The organism is Nostoc sp. UHCC 0870 (assembly GCF_022063185.1).
Lineage (GTDB): Bacteria > Cyanobacteriota > Cyanobacteriia > Cyanobacteriales > Nostocaceae > Trichormus.
Window position 1 is genome coordinate 664,113 of the sequence record NZ_CP091913.1, and the last position, 20,804, is coordinate 684,916.

The 20,804-nt window shown below is 41.2% G+C and carries 17 protein-coding genes; 7 read left to right on the plus strand and 10 right to left on the minus strand.

Annotation, left to right across the window (positions count from 1 at the left end; all coding sequences use genetic code 11):
• The first annotated feature begins 176 nt into the window (after window positions 1–176).
• Window positions 177–1,628 (plus strand): pentapeptide repeat-containing protein, encoded by a 1,452-nt coding sequence (locus L6494_RS02900; protein ID WP_237991365.1) that lies wholly within the window; start codon window positions 177–179, stop codon window positions 1,626–1,628.
• Here the strand turns inward: L6494_RS02900 and L6494_RS02905 are convergent.
• The 4 genes from L6494_RS02905 to L6494_RS02920 form a co-directional block, all read right to left on the minus strand.
• Entirely contained in the window at window positions 1,625–2,074 is a 450-nt protein-coding gene (locus L6494_RS02905) for a hypothetical protein (protein WP_237991366.1), read from the minus strand. The two genes, L6494_RS02900 and L6494_RS02905, sit on opposite strands and share 4 nt — an antisense overlap.
• Before the next feature lie 532 nt (window positions 2,075–2,606).
• A complete protein-coding gene (locus L6494_RS02910; protein ID WP_237991367.1) occupies window positions 2,607–4,175 on the minus strand; it encodes a metallophosphoesterase family protein in 1,569 nt (522 codons plus the stop codon).
• A gap of 155 nt (window positions 4,176–4,330) precedes the next feature.
• Window positions 4,331–4,537: a hypothetical protein gene (locus L6494_RS02915; RefSeq protein ID WP_237991368.1), complete on the minus strand. Its 207-nt coding sequence runs from the start codon at window positions 4,535–4,537 to the stop codon at window positions 4,331–4,333.
• Window positions 4,538–4,603: 66 nt separating this feature from the next.
• Window positions 4,604–6,424 (minus strand): ABC transporter ATP-binding protein, encoded by a 1,821-nt coding sequence (locus tag L6494_RS02920; RefSeq protein WP_237991369.1) that lies wholly within the window; start codon window positions 6,422–6,424, stop codon window positions 4,604–4,606.
• A gap of 253 nt (window positions 6,425–6,677) precedes the next feature.
• On the opposite strand from L6494_RS02920, the gene L6494_RS02925 reads away from it, so the two are divergent.
• The 3 genes from L6494_RS02925 (at window position 6,678) to L6494_RS02935 (ending at window position 10,571) form a co-directional block, all read left to right on the plus strand.
• A complete protein-coding gene (locus L6494_RS02925) occupies window positions 6,678–7,943 on the plus strand; it encodes an FAD-binding oxidoreductase (RefSeq protein ID WP_237991370.1) in 1,266 nt (421 codons plus the stop codon).
• 47 nt (window positions 7,944–7,990) lie between these two features.
• The gene (locus L6494_RS02930; RefSeq protein ID WP_237991371.1) at window positions 7,991–9,346 is read left to right on the plus strand and encodes a (Fe-S)-binding protein; all 1,356 of its coding nucleotides are present in this window, start codon (window positions 7,991–7,993) and stop codon (window positions 9,344–9,346) included.
• A 370-nt stretch (window positions 9,347–9,716) separates the two neighbouring features.
• A complete protein-coding gene (locus L6494_RS02935; protein ID WP_237991372.1) occupies window positions 9,717–10,571 on the plus strand; it encodes a hypothetical protein in 855 nt (284 codons plus the stop codon).
• A gap of 217 nt (window positions 10,572–10,788) precedes the next feature.
• On the opposite strand, the gene L6494_RS02940 is transcribed toward L6494_RS02935, so the two are convergent.
• Both L6494_RS02940 and L6494_RS02945 read right to left on the minus strand, forming a co-directional pair.
• Window positions 10,789–11,253 (minus strand): hypothetical protein, encoded by a 465-nt coding sequence (locus L6494_RS02940; RefSeq protein WP_237991373.1) that lies wholly within the window; start codon window positions 11,251–11,253, stop codon window positions 10,789–10,791.
• 154 nt (window positions 11,254–11,407) lie between these two features.
• The gene (locus L6494_RS02945) at window positions 11,408–12,775 is read right to left on the minus strand and encodes a cytochrome P450 (RefSeq protein ID WP_237991374.1); all 1,368 of its coding nucleotides are present in this window, start codon (window positions 12,773–12,775) and stop codon (window positions 11,408–11,410) included.
• 151 nt (window positions 12,776–12,926) lie between these two features.
• Here L6494_RS02945 and L6494_RS02950 point away from each other — a divergent pair, with 151 nt between their 5' ends.
• Complete coding sequence (locus tag L6494_RS02950) at window positions 12,927–14,237, plus strand: cation:proton antiporter (protein ID WP_237991375.1); 1,311 nt, start codon at window positions 12,927–12,929, stop codon at window positions 14,235–14,237.
• Between the two features lie 89 nt (window positions 14,238–14,326).
• Here L6494_RS02950 and L6494_RS02955 read toward each other — a convergent pair whose 3' ends face one another.
• Window positions 14,327–15,730 (minus strand): collagen-like protein, encoded by a 1,404-nt coding sequence (locus L6494_RS02955; RefSeq protein WP_237991376.1) that lies wholly within the window; start codon window positions 15,728–15,730, stop codon window positions 14,327–14,329.
• Between the two features lie 87 nt (window positions 15,731–15,817).
• Entirely contained in the window at window positions 15,818–16,894 is a 1,077-nt protein-coding gene (gene acsF / locus L6494_RS02960; RefSeq protein ID WP_237991377.1) for a magnesium-protoporphyrin IX monomethyl ester (oxidative) cyclase, read from the minus strand.
• Window positions 16,895–17,293: 399 nt separating this feature from the next.
• Between acsF and L6494_RS02965 the strand changes: the two genes are divergently transcribed.
• Window positions 17,294–17,791: a TM2 domain-containing protein gene (locus tag L6494_RS02965; RefSeq protein WP_237991378.1), complete on the plus strand. Its 498-nt coding sequence runs from the start codon at window positions 17,294–17,296 to the stop codon at window positions 17,789–17,791.
• Here L6494_RS02965 and L6494_RS02970 read toward each other — a convergent pair.
• Together L6494_RS02970 and L6494_RS02975 are read right to left on the minus strand one after the other, a co-directional pair.
• Window positions 17,788–18,354 carry a DUF2996 domain-containing protein gene (locus L6494_RS02970; protein ID WP_237991379.1) on the minus strand — a complete coding sequence of 189 codons (567 nt, stop codon included), beginning with the start codon at window positions 18,352–18,354 and terminating at the stop codon, window positions 17,788–17,790. The genes L6494_RS02965 and L6494_RS02970 overlap by 4 nt on opposite strands.
• Before the next feature lie 157 nt (window positions 18,355–18,511).
• Window positions 18,512–19,129 (minus strand): TetR/AcrR family transcriptional regulator, encoded by a 618-nt coding sequence (locus tag L6494_RS02975; protein ID WP_237991380.1) that lies wholly within the window; start codon window positions 19,127–19,129, stop codon window positions 18,512–18,514.
• 307 nt (window positions 19,130–19,436) lie between these two features.
• Here L6494_RS02975 and L6494_RS02980 point away from each other — a divergent pair, with 307 nt between their 5' ends.
• Window positions 19,437–20,633: an ABC exporter membrane fusion protein gene (locus tag L6494_RS02980; protein ID WP_237991381.1), complete on the plus strand. Its 1,197-nt coding sequence runs from the start codon at window positions 19,437–19,439 to the stop codon at window positions 20,631–20,633.
• Window positions 20,634–20,804 lie beyond the last annotated feature (171 nt).

Genomic DNA, 20,804 nt, shown 5'->3' on the forward strand with positions numbered 1-20,804 from the left:
TAGTTAAGTAAACGCAATTTATTTGGCAAATAATATAAAATATTCATAACTGGCGATTTTTCCGTAATCACCGCATCAGTAAATTCTTGTGTTAAAATGGTAAAACTACCTAAATAGTATATTAGTTTCTAAAAACTATAAAGTAATAATTCTGTGTTGTGAGGAATATTACTAATATGTCTGCTAATCAGACAGACAAACTGTGGCGTTGGTTGATTGCCATAACAGTTACATTTGCCTGCTGTGTAACTCTCATTGTATTAGTGTTTTCAACTCCTGAAGGATTGTCAATTGAGCAACAATTGCAATACAGAAATCAGGGATTAACTACTACTGCGATCGCCTTTTTGGGATTAGGGGTGGTAATTAACGCTTATTATACAGCTAAACGTGTAGATGCCATCCATAAAAGTGCGATCGCTAGTGAAAAAAATCTAGAAATTAATCTGCAAAATGCCAAACTATCCCAAGATAGATTAATTTCAGAACGCTTGATGGCAGCCATTGCCCAGTTAGGGCATGATAAAATTGAAACTCGCACCAGTTCCATTTACGTTTTAGAGAGAATTGCCCAGGATTTTCCCCAAGAACATTGGACAATCATGGAAATTCTCACAGCTTTTGTGCGGGAGAATGCTTATCTTCGGGACGCAGATAATAGAGAGGAAGATTCACCCCCATACCTGAGCCAATACAAAAACAATGAGCGTCGGATACAACCAGAAGAATCCCCAAAAATTCGCCGAGATATTCAAGCAGCCTTGACTGTGATTGGTAGGCGTAATTCCCAGCAAGACGATGAAAGTAAAAAACTAGACTTACGGTATACTGATCTTAGACGAGCCGATTTGTTGGGGACTGATTTACAACGGGCAGATTTGCGGGGGTCGGACTTACGAGGGGCTGATTTACGTAGTTGTCACCTCAGTGAAGCCAACCTAGAGAACATTAAATTGGCTGGTTGTGTTCTTTATGAAGCCAACTTGTCAAAAGCCAATCTCCAAGGCGCAAATCTCCAAGGCGCAAACCTGAATCGGGCTGATTTATATGGTGCAAATCTGCGGGGGGCTAACCTTGTGGGGGCGAGTTTGCGTGCGGCTAACTTACAGGGGGCTAATCTTTATAAAGCCAACTTACAACAAGCAACTTTGAAAGTGGCTAACCTCACTGGGGCGAAACTATTTCTGGCTAACCTGCAAGGGGCTAAGTTGGGTAAAGCCAACTTGTATCTTTGTGGATTAATTGGGGCGAACCTGAATGGGGCGAACCTGAATGGTGCTAACCTGTGTGGGGCTAACTTGAATGCGGCAAAATTAGAAAACACAGAAATTTTATTTGCTGACTTCACAGAAGCTAGTTTGACGGAAACAGATTTACGTAAAGCCAACCTGATGGGCGCAAATCTGCAAAGAGCAAATCTTTATCAAACTAACTTAACTTATGCCAACTTAGTGGGAGCGAACTTAGCTGATGCTGATTTCTATGATGTGAAGCTAGAAGGAGCAATTTTGACAGGAGCTAAAAATCTAGCATCTCAACAGATTTGTATGGCAATTGGCGATCGCACAACAAAGTTACCAGATAACATGGAAGTACCAATACACTGGCGACAGTCTAAGTCTAGTTAAAACGAAGCACTGTGTTCTTCATCCCAACACTTGTTATTACGCCAATTTCTCCCAGTGTCTTCACAGTCAATTTTACTTTTAATCCAAGGGATTGAAGTAGGGTAAGTAGATTTGTTGACAGGGCTAACAGGAAATAACAAAGATTTACCAACAAGAATGCTAGCCGTCAAAATAGCTGCCGAAAAAGTTGTATAAATGAAAATTGTAGTCAAAGTTTCCCCGTAAATTTCACGAGAAATATAAGGTTCAAAGTCGTAATTAGTACCGCTCCGCGAACACCTTTTGTGGGTGATACTTTCTTTACTCTCTTCGTTCTTTGGTTCTTCTGGTAGCGTCTCTGTCTCAGAGGAAAGCTCTAGCTCATCTGGTTGATTGTTCTCTTCTATGCCTTTGCTCTCCTGCTCCTCTGCTTGTTCAGTGTTATCCGGTTGCCAGCTATCTTTCATATTGTTTCTCACATTTTCAATAGGGATAGGTAACAGTATAAAATGCGAATAAATCGAGTAATAGGTGCTGTTTTAAAGTATTTTTATGAAAAGTATTGAGATTTTTTGTAAATTTATAACTATATATATATAATTAATAAACAAACAGGAATTATTAGTTACATTTTATAGACAAACTCACCTCAAAATCCTTAACCCAATAACTTTGTTTCAAACAATAATATTAAGAATTGTTGCTAATTTTGGCATTATTAAGTACAATTAACTATTTTGAGAGAAAACCATTATTTAACTATAAATAAGTTTAGTATTACTACTAAATAAAATTCTTATTTTTTTTGTGAAGAAAAGATAAAACCTCAATAATTTTAACACTAGGGACTTTACGTAGATTAAATGAAATAAATATCACCAATCTAGTAGGCGATCGCCTTTGTAATTTCTAGTAGACTATTAGTAGCACAGTCAGTTAGATTAGTGCTGATTTAACCCTTCTTCTAAATAATTGTGCTGCTATCTTGAGAGTTGAATGTTAAATCACAAACTTTTCTAACTCACGCTGAAACCACTCGCCCCCAACCCGTTCTGCTACCAAAGGTCTGATAATAAATTTAGGTAGATTCCCCTCTTGGACATCAACCCGCACGCAGGAGTATGATAGCCGCTTTTCTAACCCCTGGCCATGACGACCAACATAAAGTAATGAGTCGGCAACTTTCCGTAGGGTACTACCAGAAGTATCATGAAAAATTTCCATCAACTCATTCCCCTCTCGACGCTGACGACGGGGACGATGACCGCTACCACCAGAAATAAGACAGTTGAGGTGAGAATCAGCGTGTCCAGTGTCTACGGTGCGGAGATATTCTAAACAATGGGCGTGTCCGTTGAAAATTAAATCTACTAGGGGACGGTCTTGGACTAAAGTACCGAGAGTTTTTGCCACTTGATTAAACACCTCGCGTAGACGGTGACGCACCGCCAAGGTTTGGGCTTGATGCCATTTGCTGGCTTCGGTGACATAGGGGGGATGGTGGAAAAAGATAATTCTTCCCCGCACTTCGGAATTGTGCCAAGACTCGATTAGTCGGCTGCGTAACCAGTCTAATTGTTCCCAGTCGGTGGGAGGGTTATCGTGAGAGGCGAGTTGTTTTTCAATGTCGATTTTGATTTCGTTGATTTGGTCTAACTTCGCGCTGAAGTCATCCAGTTGTTCTGCGTCGGCGGGGTTATCTGGGTTGAGTTTGTCGCATTGTACTAAGATTAATTCTTCTTCTCTATCTATTTCTTGGCGACGCTGTTGTAATTCCCGGCGGTATACATCTCCGGCTTTGGTGCTAGGGAGGGGAGAGGGTGTATTAAAGGTATTGGAATCAAGGGCGAAAAAATCTATCCCACCGTAACGGAAACTGTAATAACGGTTGGGGACACGGGTAAACTCTCCCGGTACATAACGCAGACAGCGACCTGTGTCAGTTTTTGCGGTGTAGTGATTGTCTAAATGACGGTGTAATTCTTCTGGGGATGCGGTGGCGAGATAATCAAGGAAGGCTTTAGCATAGGCATCACCTTGATTAGAACCATGCCAACCAATCTCAAAATCTTTGTAACGCAGCATTCGCCGTAGTCGTAAGGTGCTACCTGTGATTAAGCGGTACAAAAAAGGGACATCGTAGTAATCATGATTGCCTAGCACTGGTAAAAAGGGTAGATTAAATATCATGCGATCGCAAGCAATATTTTGGGGTTGCTCACCACCCACCAAAAATTCCCGGTATGGTTCGATAAAATTCGCTGGGTAATATTCATGAGAACCGACCACATAAATCACATCGCCGGTATGTAAGACAAAACTGCATTCATCTTTGTGTTGAAGCATGAGTTCGGCGACTAATCTTTGGGGATGATTTCCGTAATGGGGTTTTGTACCGCTATCACCCATGACTAAAAAAGAAAATTCCGGGTTGTCGTCCCGGTTATCGTCTATCACCATGCTGGTTTGGTCAATTCCCCGTTGCTTAATGCTGGGATGTTCCCATCGCACTCGTTCTTTCATTTTTTGAATTTTGACGGGAATTGACGGTTCGGAAATCAATTTCATTGGTGATTATCTCCCAAGGTAGGGGTGTAGAGGTTTAAGGGTGTCGCGGTGTAGGGTGAGAACTTTTGACTGTTAACTGTTCCCTTTCTGGATTAATTCTGTTAAATAAATATAATTACTGTAGCGATCGCAAACGCTCCAGCGTTGATCAATGTTCATATTGTTTTTGTTAGGCTTTGAGGTTTAATGTTTAGGCTTTGAGGTTTAATGTTTAGGCTTTGAGGTTCAACATTCAGGCTTTGAGGTTCAACATTCAGGCTTTGAGGTTCAACATTTAGGCTTTGAGGTTCAACATTTAGGCTTTGAAGTTCAACATTTAGGCTTTGAGGTTCAACGTTCAGGCTTTGAGGTTCAAAAATCACAAATTTTTTCAACTACTTGACTTAAATATCGTTTATTCACCCCTTAACTTGCCCAATTTCTTCACTCTACTGATAACCAGCTGCCTGTAATAAAAATAATTTGGCATATAGTCCTTCACGGGCTAATAATTCTTCATGAGTTCCTTGTTCTCTTACTTCCCCATTTTCAATTACTAGGATTTTGTCTGCCATCCTGACTGTTGAAAAGCGGTGAGATATCAAAAATACCATTTGATTTTGGGTAAGGGTGCGAAAATGATTGAATATCTCATACTCGGCTTGGGCATCTATGGCTGAGGTGGGTTCGTCTAGAACTAAAATGTCTGCTTGAGTCCGCATGAATGCACGGGCTAGGGCGATTTTCTGCCATTGTCCGCCTGATAATTCTTGTCCGCTTTTGAACCATTTTCCTAGTTGGGTTTGGAATTGTTGGGGTAAGCGTTCGATAAAACTATGGGCGTTGCCTTTTTGGGCGGCTATTTGCCAACGGGTTGTATCATCAAGGCTGTCTACATCCCCGACACCAATATTTTCGCCGACGGTGAACTGATAACGGACAAAGTTCTGGAATATTACGCCGATGCGTTGACGCAGTGCGTCTACATTCCATGATTGCAAATCTACGCCATCTAATAAAATTCTGCCGGAGTCTGGGGTATAGAGTCGGGTGAGGAGTTTAATTAGGGTGGTCTTTCCAGAACCGTTTTCACCGACAATTGCTAATTTTTCGCCTGGTTTTAAATGTAGGGAAATGTTTCTTAAGGCGGGTTGAGAACTTCCTGGATAGGTGAAAGTGACGTTTTCAAAGCGGATACCGTCTTGGGTATCAATACCTTTAGTGATTTTACCCCAGGGTTGAGTGACTTTTTCTTCTAAGAAATCGTAAAGGTTGGAGAGATAGAGGTTATCTTCATACATACCACCAATGGAAGTCAGAGCATTAGCAAAGGTAGATTGTCCTTGGCGAAAGACTGTGAGATACATAGTCATATCACCTAAAGAAATTCTTCCGACTACTGCTTCTATGACAATCCAAGCGTAGGCGATGTAAAAGGCTACGGTACTAACTAAACCTAGAAGGTATCCCCACATTCCCCGACGGATGGTTAAATTGCGGTCTTCGTTGTAGAGTTGCCGAAATACGTTGCGGTAACGCCCTAAAAGCATATCTCCTAGTTGGTAGAGTTTGACTTCGGTGGCAAAGTCTTCTCTAGCTAAAAGATTTTCTATATAATGCTGTTGGCGAGTTTCTGGCGCACGCCAACTAAATAGACGGAAAGCTTCCCCAGCAAAGCGAGTTTCGGCTATGAAAGCTGGCATTGCTGCGACAATTAAGACAATTACTGCCCAAATCGAGAATTTGACTAACAAAAAGCCGAAGGTGATGAGAGAAAGGGCATTTTGGACTAAGCCAAAGGTACGGTTAACTAAAGAGAGGGGACGTACTGATGCTTCTCGTCGGGCGTTGGTTAATTTGTCGTAAAATTCTGAGTTTTCAAAGTGAGTCAAATCTAAAGTCAGGGCTTTTTTGAGGATTAACACATTGACTCGCTGACCGAGTAACACCCGCAATAGTGACTGACAGATGATTAGTCCCCGTTGAGAACCTGCCAACAAAGCTACTGCGATCGCCTCTAAGCCGACATACAATAAAGGTGCATAAATATTCCCTTCTGCATTCCCTTGAGATGCCAAAACTACGCCATCTACAATTAGTTTACCGAGATAGGCGATCGCAGCAGGAAACAGACCAGCACATAAAGTTAAACTAGCTAGAATAATTGTCAAAGTCTGGCTAGTAGTCCACACCAAATTTATCGCCCGTCCGCTATAACGGAAAACAGCCAGTGATTGACGCAGGGGGTGACGTTGCTTTTTACTCTTCATTATTCTTTTTATAGCGCGAGAGTAAGCAATCCTGCTGGGAATTAAGCCAATTCGTAATTCGTAATTCGTAATTCGTAATTACGAGTCTTGATGCGTAAAGCCCCCGGATTTATCCAGGGGGTAATTAATTTTGAATACTTCGACAAGCTCAGTACAAGTTTTGAATTTTGAATTTGGAGCGCAGCGACGCGTCCGTTGTCGATTTTGTGTCATCATCACAGAAAATGAGATGTAGGGAATTGTAAATAAACTGATGACAGCCATTGCTTCTACTCTTGCATCTATCGTTGGCGTAGAAAATACCGTTGACCCACAAGACAATCTTAATATCCCACATATCGCTGGCGGCAAATCCCCCAGTTGTATTGTCTATCCCCAAACCCCAGCACAGTTAGCTTCAGTTATCGCCACAGCTGACCGTAATAACTGGCGTATCCTACCTTGTGGTAGTGGGAGTAAACTCAATTGGGGTGGTTTAGCTGAAAATATTGATGTTGTCGTTAGTACGGAACGTCTTAACCAACTGATTGAACACGCCGTGGGTGATTTGACTGTCACCGTGGAAGCTGGGATGAAGTTTTCCCACCTCCAAAAGATTTTGGCAGATACGCGGCAATTTCTCGCCCTTGACCCTTCAAATCCAGAGTTAGCAACCATTGGCGGGATTGTGGCTACTGCTGATACAAATTCTCTGCGCCAACGTTATGGTAGTGTCCGCGACCAGCTTTTAGGTATGACATTTATCCGCGCTGATGGAGAAATCGCTAAAGCTGGCGGACGGGTAGTTAAGAATGTGGCTGGCTATGATTTGATGAAGTTGTTTACTGGATCATACGGTACATTGGGAATTATTAGCCAAGTAACTTTTCGCGTGTATCCCCTACAAGAAGCATCGGGAACGGTGGTGTTGACTGGTGATGCTGGGGCTATTTCTCAAGCTGCTAATACTTTACGCGGTTCGGCTTTGACACCAACTCAAGCAGATTTGTTATCTATGCAATTAGTTTCTAGCTTGGGTTTGGGCGCAGGAATGGGATTAATTGCCCGTTTTCAAAGTTTAGATGAGAGTGTGAAGGAACAGTCCCATCGCGTTTTAGAACTAGGGCAAACGTTAGGATTAGAAGGGGCAGTTTTTTCTGGTGCAGATGAAGACAGTCTATGGGAGAGATTGTCAAAACAAATACATCATCCTGCCACAGATGCGGCAATTACCTGCAAAATAGGAATATTACCGACTGCGGCTGTGGAGATGTTGACTGGAGTGGAAATTGGACTGGTTCATCTCAGTAGTGGTTTGGGTGTAGTGCAAGTTAAGGATCAAAATCAGGTTTTAAAAGTGCGATCGCTTTGTCAATCTTACAATGGCTTTTTAACAGTGATTCAAGCACCTGTGGCGGTGAAATCACAAATAGATGTGTGGGGATACACGGGTAATGCTTTGCCGTTGATGCGCGGCATTAAGGAACAGTTTGATAGGAAAAATATTTTAAGTCCTGGTCGGTTTGTTGGTGGGATTTAAGAAATTAACCACGGAGTCACAGAGACACAGAGAGGGGAAGGATAAATATGCAAGTTTCAGAGAATTCTACTAATAATATTGCTAGTTTGAAGAATTTAAACGGGTTTGATGAGAATCATCCACCTGACCCGAAGTTAATAGATAGTTGTGTGCATTGTGGATTTTGTCTGGCGACTTGTCCTAGTTATCGGGTGATTGGGAAGGAGATGGATTCCCCTAGGGGACGTATCTATTTAATGGATGCAATTAATGAGGGGGAAATTGCTTTAAATACGGCTACTGTTGAACATTTTGATTCTTGTTTAGGGTGTCTGGCTTGTGTGTCTACTTGTCCTTCTGGTGTGCAGTATGACAAGTTAATTTCTGCTACTCGTCACCAAGTGGAACGCAATTATTCCCGCAGTTTCTCTGATAAGTTAGTTCGTCAACTGATATTTTCTTTATTTCCTAACCCGGATATTCTACGCATTTTTCTAATTCCCCTGTTTATTTATCAAAAGTTGGGTTTTCCTAAGCTTGTGCGTGCTACGGGGTTACTTAAAAAGATATCCCCCCGGTTGGCAGCAATGGAGGCAATTTTACCAGAAATTACGGTCAAATCTTTTCAAGATAATTTACCTACTGTTATTCCTGCACAGGGAAAGAAACGCTATCGAGTCGGGGTGATTTTGGGATGTGTCCAACGCTTATTTTTCTCTCCTGTGAATGAAGCAACGGTGAGAGTTTTAACGGCGAATGGCTGTGAAGTTGTGATTCCTCAATCTCAAGGTTGTTGTGCTGCACTACCCGAACACCAAGGACAAACGGAACAGGCGCAAGCCTTAGCTAGACAAATGATTGATAGCTTTGCTGATACTGGTGTAGATTATGTCATCATCAATGCTGCTGGTTGTGGTCATACTTTAAAAGAATACGGTCATATCTTAGAAAATGACCCAGAATATCGGCAGAAAGCCCAAGATTTTGCCGCTAAAGTTAAAGATGCTCAAGAGTTTTTAGCAACTGTTGGCTTAACAACAAAACTTTCACCATTGACAGATAAACCGTTGAATTTGGTCTATCAGGATGCTTGTCATTTATTGCATGGACAGAAGATTAGTGTACAACCACGGCAGTTATTAAAACAAATTCCAGGGGTGAGTTTAAAAGAACCCTTAGATGCAGCTTTGTGCTGTGGAAGTGCTGGGGTTTATAATATGCTGCAACCCGAAATTGCGGAAGAATTGGGTAAGCAAAAGGTGCAGAATTTATTAAATACTGGTGCTGAGTTAATCGCTTCTGCTAATCCTGGTTGTTCATTACAAATTACCAAGCATTTACAGTCTCAAGAACAGGACATTTCTGTGATGCACCCAATGGAATTATTGGATTGTTCTATTCGAGGTGTAAAGTTGAAAATATAGCGATTTTCAACTATTAGGTAGAAATAATAACTCCGCTTTTGTAATGAAAGTGGAGTTATTATTTTTGTCTCAAATTTGAATTTAATAATAGCACAGAAGTTGAAAATGTTTTATATCATATTCCAAAAGTATAAGATATAATCTCAAATTTTTATCTTACATTTACTTCCTGAGACAGACGGTAAAAATATCGAGAATTTATATATTTAATGCGGCAAGTCTTAATGATTCTGCTTAACACCAAAGACATAAAAAATGAAGCCGTAAGCAAGCTATATTACCTGAGCAAAAAGAGGGTAACTTTAGAACCTTTATTAGACAGCGATTTTTGTCTCAGAAATTGATTTGGGCAAAATAGAAGGAGAAAAAAATGGTCATTACTCATAAAGATCAAAAAACCAGTTGGAATAAACGCATCAATTTAACAGCAATTGCATTAACAGCCTTAGTTGTAGCGGGTTGTCAAATTGATCAACCGCAAGTTACTGCTCCTGATACAACGACAGAAACACCAGGGGTTTCTACGCCTGTAGGAGCTCCAGATGTGACTCAAAGAACAGAAGACCTGATTGGTAAACTGGTGACTGTCAGAAGCCAAGATATTAATAGACTAAATGACAACGTATTTACAATTACTGACAGAGAAGCTTTCAGTGGAGAAAGAATTGTAGTTGTTAATGATACTGGCAAGCCTGTTGATTTACCTGCACCTCAAGATACAAGACTACAAGTTACAGGTACTGTTGCTAATTTTGATCCTAATGCTATTAAACAACAATATGGTGTAGATTTAGGTCAAGATGCTTTTCAAGAGTATGTCGGGAAACCAGCAATAATAGCTAAATCAATTGCTTTAGCACCAACACCAGGAGCAATCAATCAAAATCCTCAAACCTACTACAACAAAGTGATTTCCGTACCTGGGAATGTTTCGAGAATCTACGGACCTAATGCTTTTGTGGTGGAAGATAAAGAAGTTTTGGGAACTAATCCATTATTAGTTATAGTTACCAATCAATTGAAAGATAAAGCACCTATTAAAGAAGGTGAAAAGATTGTCACTACTGGTACACTACGTCCATTTGTTGTGAGTGAAATTGAGAAAGAATACAGTCCTGTTTGGGATACAAATTTGCGCGGACAACTAGAGAAAGAATATAGCCAAAGACCTGTGCTAATTGCTGAAGGTATATATCCCTCAGCCTTACCACAAAACGCTCGTTAGTTTTTATTTGGCTAGCTAAGTGATAGCCTTTCTCGGTTGAGTGAGGTAGAAGAACCCCACCCCCCCTCCCCGCCAGCGAGGAGGGGGCTATGATATATATTAGACCTCTTGCAAAAGTCATAATCGTAGCGTTTTTCTTTGCGTCTTTGCGCCTTTGCGCGAAACAAAAAAATATTTATGCAAGAGGTATATTATGTGAAGTGGTCGCCCTCCTCAACTAACTACCGGGGAATAAGTCGGGAGTATCTAGAATCTTGAGTTGGATTAATGCCAAAATCACTAGAGTATAAACAGTGGAAGAAGCCAAACCCATTAATAGCTCTTTTTTTAGGTTGCGTTCTTGGGGTTGATTTTGGAATACATCCACTACTCCCACCTGCATTAAGAGAATACCTACCACATTAGAAAGCCAATATCCTGCGATCGCACAGGGTATGAGCAAATCTTTATTTAGTAAACTACATATATACCCAAAGCCATAGGCTATTGGCAAATTGAAAAATAAGTCATTCCACCATGATAGAGGTGATAACATATACCCGAAAGCTAAGAAAAAGCCACCTCTGATTTTTTTTAAAACCCTGGCAAATTTAGTTTCTTCAGCCTTTTGACCTGCTAATTCCTCTGATAAATTTGTTGTATCTATATTTAATTTATTATCTAAGTTATCTGTGCTTGCCATTGCTGATATTTATATTCTGGTAGTTACTCAAAAGTACGAATAGCGATCGCAATCAATTATCCCATGCGATCGCCCTTCCAAAATATCCCTATTAAACTCTCCTCTGCGTCTGCGTAAGCTTCCTAAATCTTATTAACCACACCCAAAAGCTGAACTAAACCTCAACAGCAGACCTTTCCACCCTTTCTCTTTCTCCAGTTGCAATTAACCACTTACCACCAGAAGGTGCTAAAGTTACCCCTCGACGAATAGGTTTAACTGGATAATTCGCCACTAATTTTAAATCGATTTGAGATAATACTGTCGCCAACACTAACTTCATTTCAAACAGCGCAAAAGCCATACCCAAACAACGGCGATTACTCCCGCCAAAAGGTAGATATTCATACAGTGAATATTGCTTTTCTAAAAACCTTTCTGGCTGGAATTGTTCAGGTTGAGGATATAAATCTGGACGACGATGAATTAAATAAATACACCCAACTAACATTGTTCCCGGCTCAAATTGATGACCCATAATTTCTATAGGTGACTTGACAATGCGCGGGATAGTAATCATCCCAATGGGGTAAATGCGGAGTGTTTCTTGACATACAGCCGTCAAATAAGGAAGGCGAGTAATTTCATTCAAATCTGCATGATGAAAACTATCTAACTCAGCTAAAAGTTTTTCCCGCACTGGCGGTAGATGATGAATCCAGTATAATGCCCATGTTAAAGCTGAGGCTGTAGTTTCATGACCGGCGACGAGTAGAGTCATTAATTCATCACGTAACTCTGCATCAGTCATCGCTTCCCCATTTTCATCACGAGCTGACATCATTAAAGAGAGGATATCGCTACGGGATGAATCTGGATGATCTCTGCGTTCTTGAATCTCTGCGAAAAGTAGTCGGTCAATTTCTTTTCGTTGACGCAGGAAATTCCCCCAAGGACTCCAGCGACCTAAATCTATCTGCAATGCGGGAAAAAACGATAAAGAAGAACGCAAGGAAGAAGATGTTAACTCCAAGATAGAAAACAAGCCTTTTTGCAACTGTGTATAACGTTCGCCTTCATGTAGACCAAACACCGCTTGCAAAATTACCCGCAGCGTAATTTCCTGCATAGAATCACGTACAGAAAAAGGTGTATCAATTTGCCAATTACTGATTACATCTTTTGTGATGTTAGTAATAATATCACCGTAAGCTTTCATGCGATCGCCATGAAAAGGCGGCGTTAATAATTTTCTCTGGCGTTGATGCGTTTCACCCGATAGTAGTAATAAAGAATTATCGCCTAATAGTGGTTGTAAAAGTTGTGCTGTACCTCTAGAGTCTAACTTCTCTAAATGAGTGGTAAAAATCTCCTGAACTGCTTGGGGATGGCTGAGAAATACTATTGGCTGTTTTTTAGTTAGCCAGAGAGTAAAAAAATCACCATGAGCTTTGGTAGATGCTTCCATTAGCTGCAATGGTTTAGAAATCCACTGCAATAGCTGCATAAATTTTGGCATTTTGGGACTATCTGGAAGTTGCATGACCAATTTTCCTCTTTGCACTATTCATCCTAGGCTAGCAAAAGGAGGAAAAACTGGAAAATTTTCATAAAATCTATCTATAGATATTTTATACAAACAGGCGATCGCCACTAAACTGTCAGAGCCATGTTATTTTTTTATACATATTTATATGGTAGATATTTATATTCTTGACCTACTGATTATTGGTCTACTGTTACTAGTAGTAACACTAGGTTCAGGTTGGATTACACGCTTACCACTTTCTTTTGCACTTATATATCTATTGGTAGGTATGTTTTTAGGTTCTGAAGGCTTAGAAATGATCCAATTGAGAGAAAATAATGTATTTAATGCCAAAGTCCTGGAAAGATTAACAGAATTTGTCGTAATTATTTCTGTATTTAGCTGTGGCTTAAAAATCATTCATCCTATGCGCTTGCGAGTGTGGAATATTACAGCGCGGCTGATTGGGTTTTTAATGCCATTTTCTATCTTGGGACTGGCGATTGTTGGCAGATTATTTTTAGGAATGAATTGGGGAGAAGGGATTTTATTAGGAGCAATTCTTGCACCCACTGACCCGGTATTGGCTTCAGAAGTACAACTAACAGATACTAATGATAAAGATGAGCTACGCTTTGGTTTAACCTCTGAAGGAGGATTGAATGATGCTTTGGCTTTTCCCTTTGTTTATTTTGGAATTTATGCCATTCAAGATAATAATTGGCATAACTGGTTAAAAGACTGGTTAATAATTGATTTAATTTGGGCGATCGCAGCAGCTATTGTGATGGGTTTTTTAGTAGCTAAAGTCATAGTGTTAGTTGATGAAAAAATTCAAAAAAAGCGTGTTGTTGATGAATCAATGGAAGATTTTATTGCTATTAGTGCAATCTTAATAACCTATTCTTTAACAGAAACTATCAATGGCTATGGATTTTTAGCTGTCTTTGTGGCTGGCTTGATTATCCAAGACAGTTACAGAGATCCTCACAAGCCAATGGCACAATTAGAATTTATTGAACGACTCGAAAAATTATTGGAAGTAGGGACAATTTTATTATTGGGGTCAATATTATTATGGCAACCAATGCTTAATTATGCTTCTCAATCTGTAATAGTCATAGTCTTCTTATTCTTAGTTATTCGACCTGTAGGAGCTTGGCTTAGTACAATTGGTCAACGTCCTCTACATTCCCACCGCCGTAGTTTTCACCCTGCAACTCGGTTGCTATTTGGTTGGTTTGGTATTCGTGGTGTAGGCTCTTTATATTATCTAGCCTATGCGTTTAGTCATGGGCTAAAAGGAGAAGTTAGTGAACAAATTTCTTGGATAACTTACACCACTATTGTAGCTTCCGTAGTTGTACATGGCATTTCTGCTACGCCCTTAATGAATTGGTATGAACATCAAGTAGCCACAAAAATATCAGTTCCTCACATTACTGTGAATGAATTAGAAGATAATTCTGAAAATTAGATATTCCCCCTTCCCTTGTAGGGAAGGGGGTTAGGGGGTTAAGTTTACCGTTAGCTTTTCTACATAACCTGAAAAGTCAAATCAATGATTTATTTTTCAATTTTTATCGGCTTACGGATAGCACCTTGCCAATTAATTGTTTGCTTGACAGAACGTTCTCCCAAGGAACGAGTTGCGACAACTTCAATATCAACGTTGACACCAGGACGTAAATTTTCTCTGCCGATTTTCAATTTACCTAAAGCTAGGATAAAACGGTTGTAATCACGGGTGATAAGTTCGGCGGGAATGTCCCCTTCGTATTGAGTTTGATAATCTAAGAACCCAGAAATGTTATCCTTTACCCGAAATTTGACACGAAATTGAGTCTCAATCACATCAGACTTAGCGGCTAAATCAACTATTTTTAAATTTAGGTTTTCACCTGCATCAGCAAATTCTGATACTGCTAACCTGGCGACATCTTTTTTCAAAATGGCATGATTAATTGTAAACTTTGTTAAGTCAGCCTCGCTACTACTGCTACCCTCAACCCAAACATCTTCAGGAAAATTTACTTCTACTTGCTTACTATCATTTAAACTGACTTTCACCGCTTGATTACCAAAGCTAGTAATAGGTTGTCTTTCTCGCCAAACCAATTCAAAAGCGGTTTCTAAACGTTGCTCAAATTCTCGATACTCATCAGCAATTATAGAACCAGGAGCTAGTAGAGATGCTGCACCCTGGCGGAGATTCCACTTGTGTTTTGAGAGATTTAGCTGTTTACTTGCTAGTTCTGATATTGGTAGGGTAATACTGGGTGTTTCTTCTGGCAAGTTTTGCTGACTATTAACAATACTCAAAATTCCTAGATTTCCCCGTTTGCCATCGCTAGCATCATTACCATCTCGCCCGTCCCTGCCGTTATAACACCTATAGCGTTTCTTTGTACATTTATAATCAGGGCTACCAGGAGTTCCTGTACAGGTTTCTATCTCCCAACTGCGCCGCCGACACCGACAACCAGCTACGCCACGTCCACCCCGTCCCCCACGTCCACTGTCACCAGGGTTTGCACGCACGAAGATTTTTTGTAAATCTGCCAAATTTGTATAATAAACGGTGATATTACCGCCGTTTCCGCCGTTTCCTCCTCTTCCACCATTCCCACCATTCCCACCATGAGGTGCTGTAATATCTCGGTTGGAATTGCGTTCTGGTTGACGACAGCTAGACCGATAACCGTGTTCTCCATCTTCCCCATCTTCCCCAGGTGCGCCTGATAGGTCAAGATTGATGGGTGAACCATTAATTACAACAGTTTTACTTTCACCATCACGGCCATTTCTACCCTGTTGTCCATGAGTACCGTTGTTACCATTTCTGCCATAATCTTCGTATCGCTCATCAGCTACGGCGGGGCAGAAAACTGAGCCGGAAGCAGGTAACAAGCTGGTAAATAGGCAGAATGTTAATAGTAGCGGTAGCTTACGCCTCAAACCTTTGTACATTGGGGGAAATCTCAGGAATGTTACGTAGAAGAACCCCGACTTCTTGAAGAAGTCGGGGTTCTGGTTTTGTCGCTAAACTTTGATGAATTAACGAGCTGCGCCTTGAGCGGAAACTGCGTCAATGGGTTTCATCAAGTACAGTTTTAGTAACTGCCAACCACTAGAAACTAATAGTGGTAGCTTCTGGAAGAATTGCAGGAATTTAGGAGTGTTAGAGTTAGCGATCGCACTCAATTTTTCGCTATTCTCAACACATATATCCAAGCGTTTGTAAAATTCTGGGCTATCTACATCCAGAGTTACCGGGAAGACTCTACCTGCGGTTTCGTTGGTCTGCTTAATGACATAGATGTCATATTCCCGTGCATCTAAACCAAGGGTGGCGTAGAAGTCTTTACGTTGAATATCGTTGAGATACATTGTTGCAAACACAGACAACAGGAAGAAGCGACTCCACAGTTTCGCCTTCCAGTCGTTCAGCATTTGGGGCTGAGATTTCATGATCGCATCAAAGAAGTCTCCATGACGGTTTTCATCCTGACACCAGTTTTCAAAGAACCGGAAAATCGGATAAATTCTGTCTTCAGGATGTGCTTCTAAGTGGCGATAAATGGTGATATAACGCCAGTAACCAATCTTTTCTGAAAGATAGGTAGCGTAGAAGATAAATTTTGGTTTAAAGAAGGTGTAATTGCGGCTCTTTGTTAAAAACCCTAAGTCTAGAGACAGGTTAAAGTCAGACATTGCTTTGTTCAAAAAGCCTGCATGACGCGCTTCATCCCGTGACATCAGGTTAAAACACTCTGCTAAAACAGGGCTTTTATCCTTCAAACGGCGACCGAGTTCTTTGTAGAGCAAAAAGCCTGAAAATTCTGCCGTACAAGACCGTTCGAGAAATTCCACGAACAAGCGGCGAGTATCCCCGTCAATGTGATCCCAGGATTGTTCAAACTCGGCATTCCGAACGAAGTGATGGCGGTTATAGTCTACACGGAATTCTTCCAGTATGGCTAGTAACTCATCTTCGTTGACGGAGATGTCCATCCGCGCCATCTCATCAAAATCGGTTGTGTAAAACCGGGGTGTTAATAGAGTTTCTTTTGCCGGGACTTTAATCCCCGGACGGATTTCTTCAAAGCCTGGCTTTTTTAGGGAATCTACCATGTCCAAATTGCTCTTTTGTCTTGATTATCTTTGATTACACCCAACAAAAGCAAATTTTATGCTCTCATCAGGCATAGTAGCCGACAATAATTAATTTGTATAAATTTCAGTCTACCAAGGTGAAGCGGGAAACTGCTAGGGAAAACGTTAAGAGTTGCAACAATTGTTGATGAGAAACTGGGAATTGGGGACTGGGAAGGAGTAGGGAGTAGGGGGTAAGAGAGACAAGGGAGCGTAGACAAACAGAAGCTTTACCCAATGCTTATTTGCTGTGGTTGTTACTACAATTGAGTTAGTGAATGGCTTAATCACTAATAGTTGACCATGCTGTTGTGAAACAAAACAGTATGGAAATGCCATCTAAAAATACAAGCGTGAATCCAAGGGGTTGACCACAACATGACTGTTGAAAATAATCAGCATAAAGACCGTGTGCTTGTGTCTTATATTTTGAGTGCGGCGTGGTTTTTTGGTCTAGGAGGGCTGCATCGCCTATACAATGGCAAGATTGGCACGGGTTTGTTGTGGTTAGTTACTGGAGGAGTCTTTGGGATTGGGCAGTTTGTGGATTTGTTTCTGCTGCCTGGGATGATTGATGAATACGAACAGCAACTGCGCCTCAAAGCTGGTGTGTCTCCTTTGGGTGTACCCTTAAACCAACCTGTAACTACTTCTCAAGTTCAACGGCTGACTGAAAGTCAACTAATGGTGAAACTCATTGAAGTGGCAGAATCTAGAGGTGGGAGTGTGACTGTAACTCAAGGTGTGAAAGCTACAGGGGCTAGTTTTGCGGAAGTGGAAGCGGCGTTGACACAGATGTTTAAGTCGGGTTACGTGAAAATAGATAACGACCCCATTTCTGGGGCTGTCACCTACTATTTCCACGAACTTACCTAATTTCTACCTAGCCACTTTTGACCGTTTAACCGATACACTAAACGAGTTACCAACAGTTCCAGGGTAGTTTTACGCTCATCGATTAAGAATGATTCCAGGGTGCTGGGCTTTTTGCCCTCATGGCAAGAAAAGCCTTTTTTTCCTTGGATATTTTCATCGGGGAAGTACACGTTAAACTTACGCTGACCGTTTTGCCAACTACCAATAACTTGCCAGCATTCTTCGGCTGATTGAAAGCCAGCAATGGGGAGCTTTTGTTTGGCAAAAGATAATTGTATATCTTCTACTCCTTCTGCTGCGATCGCCTTTTGCAATGCCGGTAAGTAATCTTGCTCCATAAACTCGACAAAAGGCTTGTCTTCTACGGCTGGGGCTTTTTCTTTCTTGGCGGCGGCGGGTTTAGCGGCGGCGGGTTTTTCTGCCTGGGTGGCAGCGTTGGGGTTAGTTTTCGGATTCGCTGCTGTGGGGTCTGGCGCGTTAGCAGTAGGAATATTTGTCGCTACTGGTTCGCTAGTGCTGGGAGCTACATCTCCCGCTTGATTTTGATTGGTTTCGTCTGCCATTACTCAGGTCAATCCTTTATCTAGCTTTTTGAGCGTCGCTCACCTTGAAGTAGTAAGTTATCTTCATTTTGGCATAGTGGACTAATTCGTAATTCGTAATTCGTAATTCGTAATTGCAATGTCAGTAGGCTTAGTTATTACTTAATTTTCTCAAATCTTATTCGGCGCAATTGATAATTAAATGAGTTAAGGCATCAATCAGGCGATCGCTTTCCATTGGCATAATATCTTTACCGTGCATAATCTCTTGGGTAATGACAAAATGCACCAATGAGCCAATCAAAATCCTCGCAGTAGCTTCTGGGTCTGGGATTTTCAGTTCTGGACGAGATGCTAGGTATTTACTAATTGTTTCTATCGCTGGTTTGGCAATGCTACCAATAAACACCTGTGCTAACTCTGGAAACCGCGCTGACTCCCCCATCAACAGACGCTCAAATGATTGGTATTCTGGGTCATTTACCATCTGATTTAAGGCGGTTTTGGCTAACCCCCGCAGCACTATATAAGGTTCTCCCTGCAAAGGTTGTGTTCCCAAAATCAACTGAAACCTTTTTCTAGCTAATTTCTCGATTAAAGCTCTAAAAAGTCCTTCCTTATCTTGAAAGTGACTATAAACCGTAGCTTTGGAAACTCCCGCCGCCTCTGCTACTTTATCCATACTCGTAGCAGCATAACCATTAGCTAAAAATTGCTGCATCGCTCCTTGCAGAATCTTCTCGACTTTTTCGGTAGAATTTGAGCGTTCAGCATCCCCAGTTTTTGGACGTGCCATGTTTAAATAATTCCTTTTGGTGGCGATAGCGTAGCAACTTTTAAAGAAGAACGCTTGACTAAACTGGTCAGTTTAGTATAATCACATTATAAGACTACACTGTTTAGTTTTGTATATCTCAGGTGACAGGTGACAGGTTACGAAGTGGGGATTTATATTTTTACTCATTACTCACTACTCATTACTCACTACTCACTACTCACTACTCACTACTCATTACTCAGCACTCAGCACTCAGCACTCACTACTCTTCATAAAAATTCGATTTGAGACAGCAAATTGGGAATTGCTACAAAGGTATGCGATTGTGCAAAATTCAAAGCTAGACCGTTCAATTTCTCCTCAATCGATTTTACGTCCAGCCATTTTTTTAGCAATTTTTGTATCTTTTGCGGTTATAGGAATCAGTGTTTATACAACATTAAAAATAAGGGAAGCATCTAATCAAAAGGTACAAGCATCAACCACATTATTACCAGAGCTAAAAACAGTAACCGCTTTAGGACGAATTGAACCCAAGGGGAAAGTTATTCAACTCTCTGCGACTACATCTAGTGAAGGAAGTCGGGTAGAGCAAGTTTTAGTAAAAGAGGGGGACAGGGTAAAAGCCGGACAGGTAATTGCAATTTTAGATAGCCGGGATAAGTTAGAGGCTGCATTAAAAGAAACCCAGGAACAGGTAAAAGTCGCGCAAGCTAACCTCAACCGCACTAAAGCGGGAGCGAAAAGGGGAGAAGTTGCTGCTCAACAAGCTATCATAGTTCGTCTGCGAGCAGAAGCTAAAGGGGACATAGCTACTCAGACCGCTACGGTAGCGCGATTACAAGCCGAAGTACAAAACGCCCAAATAGAAAATCAACGTTATCAAACACTGTATCAGCAAGGGGCAATTTCTGCTTCCCAGAGTGATAGCCAGCGATTGCAGCTAGAAACAGCCCAGAAAAACTTGCAAGAAGCCCAAGCACAGTTACAGCGTCTGCAAATTAGCGGTCAGCAAAAACTTCAAGAAGCCAAAGCTACTTTAGAGCAAATTACCGAGGTGCGGGGTGTAGATGTAGCAGCCGCCCAAGCTGAAGTTAATCGTGCTTTAGCAGCAGTGAATCAAGCCCAAGTTAATCTTACCCAAGCTTACGTGCGATCGCCCCAAGATGGACAAGTATTTGAAATTCATACCCATCCTGGGGAATTAGTCTCTAATGAAGGTATTGCTGATATTGGCCAGACTAACCAAATGTATGTCATCGCCGAAGTCTACGAAAGCGACATCAGCAAAGTCAAACCAGGCCAGCAAGTGCGAGTCATCGGTGATTATCTACCCATAGAAATGCAGGGAATAGTTGAACGCAAGGGCTTACAGATACGGCGGCAAAACGTAGTTAATACAGACCCTACCAGCAATATTGACAACCGAGTTGTAGAAGTCCAAATCCGCCTCAATTCTGCCTCTAGTCAAAAAGCTGCCGATTTAACGAATATGCAAGTTAAAGCAGTAATTGAATTGTAAGGAGAGGGTAGAAGTTCTGAGGGACAAGCTAGACAAGGTAGAGTTTTTTACCCAGTCCCCAGTCCCCAATCCCCAGCGATGCACTGAGCTTGTCGTTCGCGGAGCGTCTCGCAGAGAAGTGTCCCCAGTCCCCAATCCCCAATCTCTAGTTATTTAATTTTGAATTTTGAA

Bases quoted from the DNA above. Each gene is read 5' to 3' on its own strand.
- L6494_RS02900 (WP_237991365.1), top strand. From the start codon at position 177: ATGTCTGCTAATCAGACAGACAAACTGTGGCGTTGGTTGATTGCCATA.
- L6494_RS02905 (WP_237991366.1), bottom strand. From the start codon at position 2,074: ATGAAAGATAGCTGGCAACCGGATAACACTGAACAAGCAGAGGAGCAG.
- L6494_RS02910 (WP_237991367.1), bottom strand. From the start codon at position 4,175: ATGAAATTGATTTCCGAACCGTCAATTCCCGTCAAAATTCAAAAAATG.
- L6494_RS02920 (WP_237991369.1), bottom strand. From the start codon at position 6,424: ATGAAGAGTAAAAAGCAACGTCACCCCCTGCGTCAATCACTGGCTGTT.
- L6494_RS02925 (WP_237991370.1), top strand. From the start codon at position 6,678: ATGACAGCCATTGCTTCTACTCTTGCATCTATCGTTGGCGTAGAAAAT.
- L6494_RS02930 (WP_237991371.1), top strand. From the start codon at position 7,991: ATGCAAGTTTCAGAGAATTCTACTAATAATATTGCTAGTTTGAAGAAT.
- L6494_RS02935 (WP_237991372.1), top strand. From the start codon at position 9,717: ATGGTCATTACTCATAAAGATCAAAAAACCAGTTGGAATAAACGCATC.
- L6494_RS02940 (WP_237991373.1), bottom strand. From the start codon at position 11,253: ATGGCAAGCACAGATAACTTAGATAATAAATTAAATATAGATACAACA.
- L6494_RS02945 (WP_237991374.1), bottom strand. From the start codon at position 12,775: ATGCAACTTCCAGATAGTCCCAAAATGCCAAAATTTATGCAGCTATTG.
- L6494_RS02950 (WP_237991375.1), top strand. From the start codon at position 12,927: ATGGTAGATATTTATATTCTTGACCTACTGATTATTGGTCTACTGTTA.
- L6494_RS02955 (WP_237991376.1), bottom strand. From the start codon at position 15,730: ATGTACAAAGGTTTGAGGCGTAAGCTACCGCTACTATTAACATTCTGC.
- acsF (WP_237991377.1), bottom strand. From the start codon at position 16,894: ATGGTAGATTCCCTAAAAAAGCCAGGCTTTGAAGAAATCCGTCCGGGG.
- L6494_RS02965 (WP_237991378.1), top strand. From the start codon at position 17,294: ATGACTGTTGAAAATAATCAGCATAAAGACCGTGTGCTTGTGTCTTAT.
- L6494_RS02970 (WP_237991379.1), bottom strand. From the start codon at position 18,354: ATGGCAGACGAAACCAATCAAAATCAAGCGGGAGATGTAGCTCCCAGC.
- L6494_RS02975 (WP_237991380.1), bottom strand. From the start codon at position 19,129: ATGGCACGTCCAAAAACTGGGGATGCTGAACGCTCAAATTCTACCGAA.